The 375-nt window shown below is 53.1% G+C and carries 1 pseudogene; it reads right to left on the minus strand.

The annotated features are described in order from the left end of the window. Positions 1–375 (minus strand): annotated as a pseudogene (locus tag HBA93_RS19225) (ABC transporter permease); the annotation flags it as partial.

A 375-nucleotide genomic window follows, 5' to 3' on the forward strand; every position in this document is an offset into this window, starting at 1 on the left:
GTTCCGGTGCAGCATCGGCATCCGTCAGTGTCGCCAGCCATGAATGCGGTGCACCGGCAAAAGTATTGGGCGAAAACACCATGACGAAATTGATCGCCAGTGTTTCCCATTGCACCTGACGGAAATTGGCAATTTTTGCAGTAATATTGCGGCCAAGCACATTCACTGTCACCGTATCACCGATTTTCAGCCCGAGCTCTTCTGCTTCTTTGGCAGCAAAAGAAACCAATGGCTCGCCGCTGTAATCCGCCGGCCACCATTCGCCTTGAGACATGGTCGAGTTTTCCGGCAGGTTCTTGGCATAGGTAATGCCGCGATCGCCACGCAATACCCATGCACCTTGCGGCGGTACATTGACCTTATCAACATCCGTGC

Source organism: Ochrobactrum sp. SFR4, from assembly GCF_019730395.1.
Lineage (GTDB): Bacteria > Pseudomonadota > Alphaproteobacteria > Rhizobiales > Rhizobiaceae > Pseudochrobactrum.